Origin of the sequence: Streptomyces niphimycinicus (assembly GCF_018883605.1) — a bacterium.
Lineage (GTDB): Bacteria > Actinomycetota > Actinomycetes > Streptomycetales > Streptomycetaceae > Streptomyces > Streptomyces niphimycinicus.
Map to the genome: position 1 here is coordinate 1 of NZ_JAHLEM010000418.1, position 10,700 is coordinate 10,700.

Here is a 10,700-nt window from a genome sequence, read left to right on the forward strand (position 1 = left end):
CGCATTTCCACGGTGCCCAGGCCATGGGTCTGCCGCCGCACCCGCCCGCTCATCAGCGCCGTCCCGCCCGTGGCCAGGGCCAGCGCCCCGGCACCACTGCCGAGCAGCAGTGGCAGCCGGTGGTCCACCGCGCTGTTCACGCTCGCGACCTTGACCCCGACCGACACTCCGCCGATGAAGGTCCCATCGGCATTGGTGACGGGGACCGCCGAGACGACGGACGGGCCCTGGCTGGCCCGGAAGGTCTCCGTGATCGTCTTTCCGCTCAGCTCGTCCCGCACCAGCCCGGCCGGTCCGACGATCCGCTTGCCGATCATGGGCGCCTCGGGGTGGGTGAGGCGGATGCCATGAGTGTCGAACAGCACGACGCTGTCGACACCGGAGCCCTTCCGTGTCGCCTCCGCATGGGAGATGAGCTGCGCCGTCGGCTTGTCGTGGCTGATGGCCCGCGCTATTCCGGGGGAGTGCGCGAGCGTCTCGGCCACCGCGAGGGAGCGTCGGCGGGCATCGAGTGAGCTGTGTTTATGGGCATCCGCCGCTACGGCCACCACTGCGGCGGCCACCAGAACCAGGGTCAGCAGAAGCTGGAGGATGAACGCCTGCCCGGCGACGCTCCGCACCTTCGACCGGGGCCCCAGCCGACTCCGGGTCGCACGGGCGTATCGGCTCATATCGGCATTTATAACATCCTCCTCGGCGTAGGCGAGAAGGAGGGTGCGACATCGTTTTGATCGATCAATGCGCTGATCAAGGGCGGTTTTCGGCGGCAGGGGAAGGTGGGTTACGCGTCCGCCCGGACGCGGGCACAATGAGGCGGCTGGACCAACTGACGGCCGTTTCAAGGAGGTTCGGGTGAGAACAGCACGCCGTACCAGAAGACGTGGTCGGCTGATCGCCGCGATGTCCGGTCTGTTCGCCACGGCAGTCCTCGCGACAGTCGGCACGAGTGCGGCCGCTTCCTCCGCGCCCACCGCCCCGTCCCCGCCGCCACCCCCGTCCACTTCTGTGTCGACCACCGTGTCCGCTGCCGCCTCGGCCGTGGCATCCCTGGATGTCCCGAGCACGGCCTGGACCGTGGACGAGCGCACGGGAACGCTGCGTGTCCTCGTCGGTACCACGGTCCGGGGAGCCGACCTGGCCAGACTCGACCGCACCGCCGACCGTTTCCGCGGCGCCGTCACCGTCGAGCGGCTCGACGGGCCGCTGCGGACCCTTCTCTCGGGCGGCGACGGGATCTACTCCTCCATGGGGACGCGCTGCTCCGCGGGGGTCAATGCGCAAAGTGGCGCCACGTACTACTTCATCACGGCCGGCCACTGCACCGATGGAAATCCCACCTGGTAAGCCGACTCCGGTGCGACCACCCCGGTCGGCCCGACGACCGGCACCAGCTTCCCGGGCAATGACTACGGCGTCGTCCGGTACGCCAACACGGCCGTTCCGCACCCCGGGACCGTGGGAACGGTCGATGTCACCGGGACCGCCACCGCCCATGTCGGCCAGCAGGTCCGCCGACCGGCCTCCGTCCTCCCGCCCCGGCTCCCGGCAGCGGCGGCCCTGTGGCGCGTTGCCGGGCCGGGACCGCCCACCGCAGGTCCCGGCCCGGCGACGGAGACAGCCGATGGCCCCTGAGAGCCGCCGTCACAGCCCGTGGCGGCGGTCGCCCAACACCGCTTCGGAGACCCGCGATTCCATCTCCGCGGAGAACGGTGCCTCGCCGCGCGCCCGGGCGGCTACGGCCTGCCGGGTCTCCTCGGCGATCAGATCCGCGTTGATCTGGGCCGCCGCGACCGCGCCCGCCGCCGCGGCGCCACCGACCTGGGCGGCCAGATCGGTGACATTGCCCGCGACCCACAGCCCGGGCACCTCGGTGCGGCCGGTCGCGTCGGACGGGATGTGCTCACCGGCGCCACTCGGGTGCTCCACCGCCCGCAGTCCGAGCGCCGAGACGAGGCCGGTGCGCGCCACCATCCGCGACGCGACGGTCAGTGCCTCGCGCTTGACCACGCTGCCGTCGGTCAGCCGTACGCCGACGAGCCGGTCATCGACGATCTCCAGGGACGCCACCTCGCCGTCCACCACGCGGATGCCACGGGCGGCCAGTTGCTCCGCCTCCTCACCGGCCGGCGACGGCAGGGTGTGGGGGAAGAAGGTGACATCGTCGCTCCACTGGCGGAACAGCAGCGCCTGGTGCACCGAGAGCGGCCCACTCCCCAGGACGCCGATGGCCTGGTCACGGATCTCCCAGCCGTGGCAGTACGGACAGTGCACCACATCCCGGCCCCACCGGGACCGCAGCCCCGGGACGTCCGGCAACTCGTCGATTAGCCCGGTGGCCAGCAGCAGCCGGCGCGCATGGACGCTCCGGCCGTCGGTCAGGGCCACCTGGAACCCGGTCTCCTCCCGGGTGACGGTGCCGACCTCGCCGGACACCACCTGGCCGCCATAGCCGCGGACCTCGGCCCGGCCCCGCTCCACCAGCTCGGCCGGCCCGATCCCTTCGCGGGCCAGCAGGCCATGCACCCCCGAAGCCGGGGCGTTGCGCGGGGCGCCCGCGTCGATCACCACCACCGACCGCCGCGCCCGGGTCAGCATCAGCGCCCCGCTCAGCCCCGCGGCGCCACCGCCGATCACCACCACGTCATAGGTGTTCTTCAGCTCATCGGTCACGTCGACCACCTCCACGGCAACCATGCGAACCCGGCCACCATGGGTGCAAACTTTGTTGCCGAGGCGGCAAAGCGATGGTCAGGCGGCGGGCGTGGCGCCGCGCCTGCGGGCGATCTGGCCCGCGACGATGTCGACGGCCAGGAAGGCGGCCAGCGGAATGCCGAGGAGGGGCAGGTAGTAGCCGATCACGGCGGTGGCCGCGGCCAGCGGGAGGAGGACATACAGCGGTACCCGCCGCCATGCGCCGCGAGGGATCGGGCGGCCGAAGGCGGAGGCGCGGCCGCGCTGCCACCACATGCGGTAGCCCCAGACGATCAGCAGGATCAGCGCGAGCGCGAGAGCGGCCAGGGCGATCTGATTGACGAGGCCGAAGAGGTTCCCGGTGTGGAGGTCGATGCCCCAGCGGGAGAGCTTGGCGAGCACCGGGTAGTCGGCGAACCGCTGGACGTCGGTCACCTCGCCCGTGGCCGGGTCGATGGCCACCGAGTCCTGCTTCTCGGGCCAGCTCCGCTGGATCTGGCTGACGACATACGCACTGCCCGGCTCGGCGGGCGGGACGATCTCGACGGGGTTGTCCAGGTCCTTGGCGCGGGCGGCCGTCAGTACGGCGTCCAGGCCCACATCGGCGGTGTGCCCGGCCGCCTCGCCCGTACCGCCCATGTCCATGCCCGGCATGGAGCCGGAGCCCATATGGTGTCCGGCGTGTTCGCCGCCGCCGACGGTGGCCGAGACGGTCGGGGTGGTCTGGCCGAGGGCGGCGCGCAGGTCCTCCACATTGGCCCCCGCGTAGGTGGACCAGGTCAGGCCGGTGGCGGACAGGAACAGCAGCCCCAGCGCCACCCACAGCCCGACCGCGCCATGGAAGGACATGGTGCGCCTGCGGCCGGTGGTGGTGCGGTCGGGCAGCGCGACCGCCCGCAGCGTGCGCTTCTTACGGCGACGGCTGAGCCAGAGCACCACACCGCCGAGGGCGATGACCCACAGCCAACTGGCGGCGAGTTCGCTGTAGAGGCGGCCGGTCTGCCCGAGGTGCAGATCGCGGTGGAACTCATCGATCCAGGTACGCAGCGGGAGGGCGCCGGTGGAGCCGTACTGCTCCAGCGCCCCGCGCACCTTCCCGGTGTACGGGTCGACGAACACGGCCAATGTGTGGTCGGGATCGACGCCCTTGACGCCGGAGAGCAGCACCCGGGTGGTGGCGCCGTCCTCGGGGGAGGGCCGTACGGCGCTGATCTCACCCTCGGGGTGGGCCTTGCGTGCGGCCGCCACCTGCTGGGAGATCGGCAGTTCGCGGTCGCCGACCGGGACGCGCAGCTCGTGGGCGTAGACCAGCTTCTCGGCCTGGAACGATCCGGCGTACAGCAGCCCGGTCACGGCCGCGACCAGCAGGAACGGCGCGACCAGCACCCCCGCGTAGAAGTGCAGCCGCAGTACGAGCGGCCGCAGGCCCGCCCATGCGGATCCGCCGGACCCGGACCCGGACCCGCCCGACTCGGCTTCGGCCTCGGCCTCGGCGGGGGAGTGTGGCTCCTTGTCGGCGGCGTCATCCGGGGAATCGCCCGTGGCCGGGGCGAGCGGTTCAGCGGACATGGACGGCTCCTGGCTCGGGGGCAACGGCGGGAGGCGGACGCGTATCGGGCCGCCGGTTGAGCTGTCGGCCGCGCACACGGCTGAGTTCCGGGCACTATCTGTGAGCTGGCTCACATGCGTTCATTCACTGGCTCACATGCGTTCATTCAGGGGTGGCCCCACACGCCATGCTTGTCACCGGCGTGATGAAGATTGAGCCGTCGTCACGCACTCCGGCGGCGGCTGGCACCATGGCTGCCATGTCCGCCGGGCCACCCTTCCGTCTCGCACGAGCCGCCGTGTTCGCGGCGGTGTGCGTCGTGGTGACCGCGCTCGGGCACACGGTGATGTCCAGCGACGCCCTGCCGGTGTGGGCCGTGGCCGCCGCGTTCGCCGGGACGACGGCCGCCGCGTGGTGGGTCGCCGGGCGCGAGCGCGGAGCGCTGGTCGTGACCGGTGCGACGGTGGTCGCCCAACTTGGCCTGCACATGGCGTTCCGGTTCGCGGAGACGACCGTCGCTCCCGCCGCGGGCAGCGCCATGGGTGACCGGATGCCCGGTATGCGGGGCATGGGCGCCGCCCCGATGAGCGGCGGCGCCATGGGTCATATGCACCATGGCGGGGACGCGATGTCCGCCGCCGCGCCGTCGATGAGCCATCTGCCGTGGCCCTGGGCGGGCCCCGGCGGGGCGGGCATGGCCACGGCCCACCTGCTCGCCGCGCTGATCTGCGGACTATGGCTGTGGCGCGGCGAGCGGGCCGCCTTCCGGCTCGGCCGCGCCCTCGCGGTCCTGCTGTTCGTCCCGCTCGTCCTCGCCCTGCGCATCCTGGGCGCGGGCGCCACTCCGCTGCCCGCATGGCCGTCCGCACCGGCCTTCGCCCGCCGGCCGCGCGGAGTTCCGCTACGGCACGTCATTCTCCGCAGAGGGCCACCGAGGCGGCTCGCCGTCCGCTGAACCGCCCGTCCTTCCCCCGCCCCGACCTGGGGTGAGTGCCGGTTGACGGGCGGAGTACCGGCGCCTGCCCGGCGTCGGCCCCATCCGTCGGCACCGCCGGCTCCTCGCCGTCCCGCCGCGCCCTCGCGCGGCCGGTGGCGCCTGCCGGCGTGCCGTTCACCGCCACCGAAGGACGTGTGACGATGCCTTCCGCCACGTTGCCCGCCGCACCGACGAGAGCCGTGCACGGCTTCACCACCGCGGCGAACGACCGCCAGGTCACCGCATGGGCGCTGGCCGCCCGAGACGGCGACCGCGACGCGGTCGACCACTTCATCCGCGCCACCTACCGGGATGTGCGCCGCTTCGTACTCCATCTCAGCGCCGACCCCCACGGCTGTGAGGACCTCGCCCAGGAGACGTATCTGCGCGCGCTGACCGGACTCTCGCGCTTCGCCGGCCGCTCATCGGCCCGGACATGGCTGCTGTCGATCGCCCGCCGGGTGGTCGTCGACCGCTACCGCATGGCCGCCGCCCGCCCCCGCACGCTGGAGGCGGACGACTGGCAGGAGGTGGCCGAACGGGCGCAGCCCGTCGGGCTTCCCGGGTTCGACGAGGGGGTGGCGCTGATGGACCTGCTGGCGGCGCTCGCCCCGGCGCGGCGCGAGATGTTCCTCCTCACCACGGTGCTCGGCCTGCCGTACGCGGACGCCGCCACCGCGACCGGCTGCCCGATCGGCACCGTGCGCTCCCGTGTGGCCCGCGCCCGTGAGGACATCAGCGCACTGCTGGCCGCGGCCGAAAAGGCCGCGGAACCCGCGCGGTTGGCGGGCTGAGCCCAACGACGATGCGGGACGCGGCGGGTGGCGGCCCATCGACGGCCGTCACCTGCCGCGTCCCGTACGTCGCCACCGCCACCGCCACCGCCACCGCCACCCCTCGCCCGGCCAGGTGTCGTACGAGGGAGCGGGCCTCGATCAGTGGCCGACCACATTCGCCCTCGCCCGACGCACACCAGATGTCGTTCCGGCAAGCAGCGGCTCGAGTTCCGGGCCCGGGCGGAGGCATCGGTACGGACGTGGCGCGCGGCTCTACGGAGCCGTCACCTCGGGGCAGAGCGACAGCAGCTCGGACGGCTTGTGCAGGATCACATCGGGCTCCGCCGCGAGCAGGGTCCTCTCGTCGGTCTCCCCCCACATCGCCGCCACGGCGGTGATCCCGGCCCCCCGCGCGCTGGCCAGGTCGGTCACCGCGTCCCCGACCATCACGGTCCGGTCGGGGTCGGCGTCCATCAGGTCCATCGCCTTCAGCACGATGTCCGGCGCGGGCTTGGGCCGGGCCACCTCGTCCGAGCCGAGGACCACGTGAAACTGGTCACGGATGCCCAGCGTGTCGAGCAGCGAACGCGCCCGGGGGCCGCTCTTCCCGGTGGCCACGGCGAGCCGCAGCCCGCGGTGGCGTAACTCCGACAGCAACTCGGGCACACCGTCGAACATCTCCACCAGGTGGGCGAGCCGGTAGCTCTCGCGGACGAACGGGGCCTCCATCTCCAGCGGAAGACCCATGATCCGCATGATGTCGGGGAAGTAGCGGCCCAGATGCCGGTTGTACTCCTCGAAGGGTGGCTCACCCTCGCCGACGACCTCGGCGTAGGCGAGGGTGAACGCCTCGCGCATCACCGCGAAGCTGTTGACGAGGACACCGTCGAGGTCGAAGACCACCGAGGTGATCGGGGCGGTACCCGCGCCGGAGAGCGGGTCGCCGTGACTGATCGGATGGCTGGTCATTTGAACACTCCCGTGGTGCGGGCCGGTTCGGCGGACCGCCGGTCCCGGGTCTCGGGGGCGGTCCGGGTATCAGGGGCGGTTCGAGTCTCAGGGTCCGTTCGCAGAAGGCGATGGCGACGGCACGCCGGGAGAAGCGGCGGGGCCGCCCGGTGCGGTCACACCGGCGCCGACACCGACTCCCGGAGCTCCTGCGGGATCCGGGCCGAGGTGTAGACCCGTTCGATGGCGCCGATGGTCCGGCGGACCTCCTCGATCACCCGGCCCCGCCCCGCCGGGTCGCGCAGCAGCGCGGGAACCATGTCGAGCTGCCGGTCGTACTCGGTGCCGATCGGTTCGGTGGGTACCGCCACCGGACGGGTCGTACCGTCGACGGTGCGGGTCAGGGTGGACTTCTCGAGGCGGTTCGGGCTGAATCCGAAGGTGCAGCGCAAGGTCGCGCTGCCCGCGCTGCCGTCGATCGTCACGCGCGTGGTGTCCAGTGCCTCGTGCGAGGCCCAACTCGCGTGCAGCACGACGGAACGGCCGTCGTCGGTGATGAGGAATCCGCGCGCGGTGTCCTCCACATCGGTGCCGCCCGAGAGCACCGGGCCGGCGTCGTCGCCCCGCCACGCGGCCCGCGAGGAGCGCTGGGTGATGAAGTCGGACGACACGGTGCCGATGGCATGCCGGAACGCGGCGGTGCCCAGCAGCGGCACCGCGATGTCGAACAGATGCCAGCCCAGGTCGACCAGCGCCCCGCCGCCCGCGAGCGACCGCTGGGTGAACCAGCCGCCCCGGTCGGGTACGCCGCGCGCCCGCACCCAGGCGAGTTCGACATGGCGGATACGGCCCAGCCGGGCGGCGACCCGGTACAGCCCGCGCACATCGGCGCGGTAGCGCGCCGCGCTCCCGGCCAGCAGCACCGCGCCACCGGAGCGCTCCGCGGCGGCCAGCCGCTCGGCCTCCTCGGAGGTCAGGCACACCGGCTTCTCCAGGAACACCGGAATGCCCTTGGCCAGCAGCTCGGTGGCGACCTCGCAGTGCAGATGGTTGGGCACCGCGACCACCGCCAGGTCCACCTCCGCGGGATCGAGGTCGTGGACCGCCGCCAGCACCGGCAGCCGGTCGGCGCCCTCCGTCTCGGCGACGGCCGCGCGGCCGCGCTCGTCGGGATCCACCGCGGCGATCACGGTGAAGGCGGGGTTGCCGCGGAGCCGGGGCAGCCAGATCGAGCGGGCCGCCCACCCCAGCCCCACCACGGCGGTCCGGATCGGCGTCCCGCCGACGGACGGGGCGCTCATGAGCCCGCGAGCACGTCGGCGACGACGGCGGCCACTTCGTGCATCTGCTCCTCGCTGCCCAGCAGCACCCGGTGGTGCAGCCATACGCAGTCGCGGGTGAGCGCCTCGGAGTGCGGGCAGCGGCGGGCGAGCTCGTCCACCGTGAGATCCGGCGCCGCGATCTCCCAGAAGGCGTCCGTACGGTAGACCGCGCGGAAGGCGACGAACGCGGGCACTCCGCGCTCGATGAGCACGTCGACGATCTTCGCGCGGCGCTCCTCGGTGAGGCCGGGAACCCGGAACATCGCCATGTAGTGCGGGTTGCGGTCACCGCGGTCGTCACGCGACTGCGGTACGACACCGGGGATCTCGGCGAGCAGCCGGCTCAGCACCGGCCAGCGCTGCTCACGCGTGGTGATCTGGTCCGCCAGCCGGCCGAGTTGGGCGCGCAGCACCGAGGCGGAGAACTCGTTCAGCCGGAAGTTGGAGCCCGAGGTGCGGTGGAAGTAGCCGCGGTCGGTGGGCGGACGTCCGCAGCTATGCCGGACGAAGCCCCGCTCGTACATCTCGGCGTCGGGGAAGAGCACGGCGCCGCCCTCACCGGCGGTCATCAGCTTCCCGTTCTGAAAACTGAACGCGGCGACCGAGCCCAGCTCGCCGACCTTCTTGCCGCGCCACTGCGCACCGTGGGCATGGGCCGCGTCCTGGATCAGCGGCACCCCCGAGTCGGCGGACAGCTTGCCCAGCGCGTCCATGTCGCACATCTGACCCGCCATATGCACCGGCATGATGGCGCGGGTCCGCGGGCCGATGGCCGCTTCGACCGCCGATGGATCGATGCAGTAGGTGTCCGGGTCGACGTCCACGGGAACGGCCACCGCGCCCAGCCGCTGCGCGGCCTGCGAGGACGAGATGAAGGTGAACGCGGGAACGATCACCTCGGTGCCGGCGCCGATGCCGAGCACCTCCAGGGCGAGCTCCAGCGCGTGCGTTCCGTTGGTGACCGCGAGGGCGTGCTCGCTGCCATGGGCCGCGGCGAACTCCGCCTCGAAGGCGTCGACCTCACCGCCCCCGATACGCCACCACTGCCCCTGATCCAGGGCCCGAATGAGGCCCTCGCGCTCCTCGTCGCCATACTGCGGCCAGGCGGGCAGCTCGGATCCCAGGCGCACATCATTGCTCATGATTTCCCTACTCCCTTAATGCGTTATGGAGGCAGGTCCGCGGCGGACGCATTAGCACGCTAACCGGCCGACGGGGCAAACGTCATTCCCCCTCAGGGCCCCCCTACAGCCCCCTTAAAAACGGAGTTGACCAAGCTCTCGGGCCGAGGCCAAGGGCACCGTGCTATAAATGCACTTCCGTGATGAGCCGCTGTAATTCAGCCGACCCCACATGGCGAGGTGTGCATTGAGCAGGCTGTTGTTGGTGAACGGACCGAATCTCGGCATACTCGGGAAGCGACAGCCCGAGATCTACGGCACGGATACGCTTCAGGACATCGAACGCTGGGTCGGAGAAGAGGTCGCGGAGCGCGGCTGGAAAGTGGATTCCTACCAGTTCGATGGCGAAGCGGAGATCATCCGCACCATTCAGGGGAACTACGACACGGTCGGCGCCATCATCAATCCGGCCGCGCTCATGATGGCCGGCTGGGGTCTTCGGGACGCACTGGCCAACTATCCGCGGCCCTGGATAGAAGTGCATCTGTCGAATGTCTGGGCCCGTGAGCAGTTCCGCCATGAGTCGGTGACGGGGCCGCTGGCCGCGGGCGTCATCTTCGGGCTCGGCGCCCTGGGATACCGGCTCGCCGCACGCGCCCTGCTCGAGAAGGTGCCGGACTGAGCGGCCACTCCGCCGTCACTCCACACCGCCAAGGCCGACGAGCCGGGAGGCGACCATCAGTCATCTGGGAATCGACGTCGGCGGCACCAAGGTGGCGCTGCGCCTCGAACACGACGACCTGAGCATCAGCGAATCCTCCTTCCGCTGGGCCGAGCCGGACGGTGCGGACGCCATGACGTCCGTCGACCCCACCCGCGACCTGGATCTGCTGGCGCGACACGTCTCGGAGTTATGCGCCGGTGACCCCGAGCGGCTCACCGGCGTCGGGGTCGCGATGCCCGCCACCCTCGACGCCGCCGGCACGGTCACCGCCTGGCCCGGCCGCCCCGGCTGGACCGGAGTGGACCTGGGCGGCGCGCTGTCCGCGCTCTTCGGCGACGCCGAGGTGCGCTGCGCCGACGACGGCGATCTGGCCGCCCTCGCCGAAGCACACGAGGCCGGCTGCCCGGATCTGCTCTACCTCGGCGTCGGTACGGGGATCGGCGGTGGCATCGTGCTGAACGGGAAGCCCGTCCCCGGCGTGGGCCGCGGCTCCTGCGAAGTCGGCCACCTGGTCGTGGACCGCGATGGACCGCTGTGCGACTGCGGCCGGCGCGGCTGCGTCCAGGCGGCGGCCTCGGGCCCGGCGACCCTGC

The 10,700-nt window shown here is 72.0% G+C and carries 10 protein-coding genes and 1 pseudogene; 5 read left to right on the plus strand and 6 right to left on the minus strand.

Translation table 11 applies throughout. The annotated features are described in order from the left end of the window. Positions 1-671, minus strand: a pseudogene (locus tag KN815_RS31205) (histidine kinase); the annotation flags it as partial. Between the two features lie 181 nt (positions 672-852). Between KN815_RS31205 and KN815_RS31210 the strand changes: the two are divergent. Further along, positions 853-1,344: a chymotrypsin family serine protease gene (locus KN815_RS31210; RefSeq protein WP_308403686.1), complete on the plus strand. Its 492-nt coding sequence runs from the start codon at positions 853-855 to the stop codon at positions 1,342-1,344. Between the two features lie 297 nt (positions 1,345-1,641). Here KN815_RS31210 and KN815_RS31215 read toward each other — a convergent pair whose 3' ends face one another. Continuing rightward, positions 1,642-2,694 carry an NAD(P)/FAD-dependent oxidoreductase gene (locus KN815_RS31215; protein ID WP_216345219.1) on the minus strand — a complete coding sequence of 351 codons (1,053 nt, stop codon included), beginning with the start codon at positions 2,692-2,694 and terminating at the stop codon, positions 1,642-1,644. A gap of 54 nt (positions 2,695-2,748) precedes the next feature. Further along, the gene (locus tag KN815_RS31220; protein WP_216345220.1) at positions 2,749-4,260 is read right to left on the minus strand and encodes a PepSY-associated TM helix domain-containing protein; all 1,512 of its coding nucleotides are present in this window, start codon (positions 4,258-4,260) and stop codon (positions 2,749-2,751) included. Between the two features lie 239 nt (positions 4,261-4,499). Here KN815_RS31220 and KN815_RS31225 point away from each other — a divergent pair, with 239 nt between their 5' ends. Together KN815_RS31225 and KN815_RS31230 are read left to right on the plus strand one after the other, a co-directional pair. Then, on the plus strand, positions 4,500-5,195 hold the full coding sequence (locus KN815_RS31225) for a hypothetical protein (RefSeq protein ID WP_216345221.1): 696 nt from the start codon (positions 4,500-4,502) through the stop codon (positions 5,193-5,195). A gap of 182 nt (positions 5,196-5,377) precedes the next feature. Beyond that, positions 5,378-6,010, plus strand: coding sequence for a sigma-70 family RNA polymerase sigma factor (locus KN815_RS31230; protein WP_216345222.1), 633 nt, complete (start codon positions 5,378-5,380; stop codon positions 6,008-6,010). 255 nt (positions 6,011-6,265) lie between these two features. Here KN815_RS31230 and KN815_RS31235 read toward each other — a convergent pair whose 3' ends face one another. From KN815_RS31235 to KN815_RS31245, 3 genes are all read right to left on the minus strand, one after another. Further along, entirely contained in the window at positions 6,266-6,961 is a 696-nt protein-coding gene (locus KN815_RS31235; protein WP_216345223.1) for an HAD-IA family hydrolase, read from the minus strand. A 155-nt stretch (positions 6,962-7,116) separates the two neighbouring features. Next, entirely contained in the window at positions 7,117-8,241 is a 1,125-nt protein-coding gene (locus KN815_RS31240; RefSeq protein WP_216345224.1) for a Gfo/Idh/MocA family protein, read from the minus strand. After that, positions 8,238-9,404 (minus strand): DegT/DnrJ/EryC1/StrS family aminotransferase, encoded by a 1,167-nt coding sequence (locus KN815_RS31245; protein WP_216345225.1) that lies wholly within the window; start codon positions 9,402-9,404, stop codon positions 8,238-8,240. The genes KN815_RS31240 and KN815_RS31245 overlap by 4 nt, the downstream gene beginning before the upstream one ends. A gap of 226 nt (positions 9,405-9,630) precedes the next feature. On the opposite strand from KN815_RS31245, the gene KN815_RS31250 reads away from it, so the two are divergent. Both KN815_RS31250 and KN815_RS31255 read left to right on the plus strand, forming a co-directional pair. Next, the gene (locus tag KN815_RS31250; protein WP_043236498.1) at positions 9,631-10,065 is read left to right on the plus strand and encodes a type II 3-dehydroquinate dehydratase; all 435 of its coding nucleotides are present in this window, start codon (positions 9,631-9,633) and stop codon (positions 10,063-10,065) included. Positions 10,066-10,156: 91 nt separating this feature from the next. Continuing rightward, positions 10,157-10,700 (plus strand): ROK family protein (locus KN815_RS31255; RefSeq protein WP_253209350.1); only part of this gene is annotated, 544 nt, incomplete at its 3' end.

What these genes read in the sequence shown, in the direction of transcription:
- KN815_RS31215 (WP_216345219.1), bottom strand. Translation starts at nt 2,694, where the DNA reads ATGGTTGCCGTGGAGGTGGTCGACGTGACCGATGAGCTGAAGAACACC.
- KN815_RS31225 (WP_216345221.1), top strand. Translation starts at nt 4,500, where the DNA reads ATGTCCGCCGGGCCACCCTTCCGTCTCGCACGAGCCGCCGTGTTCGCG.
- KN815_RS31240 (WP_216345224.1), bottom strand. Translation starts at nt 8,241, where the DNA reads ATGAGCGCCCCGTCCGTCGGCGGGACGCCGATCCGGACCGCCGTGGTG.
- KN815_RS31230 (WP_216345222.1), top strand. Translation starts at nt 5,378, where the DNA reads ATGCCTTCCGCCACGTTGCCCGCCGCACCGACGAGAGCCGTGCACGGC.
- KN815_RS31220 (WP_216345220.1), bottom strand. Translation starts at nt 4,260, where the DNA reads ATGTCCGCTGAACCGCTCGCCCCGGCCACGGGCGATTCCCCGGATGAC.
- KN815_RS31235 (WP_216345223.1), bottom strand. Translation starts at nt 6,961, where the DNA reads ATGACCAGCCATCCGATCAGTCACGGCGACCCGCTCTCCGGCGCGGGT.
- KN815_RS31245 (WP_216345225.1), bottom strand. Translation starts at nt 9,404, where the DNA reads ATGAGCAATGATGTGCGCCTGGGATCCGAGCTGCCCGCCTGGCCGCAG.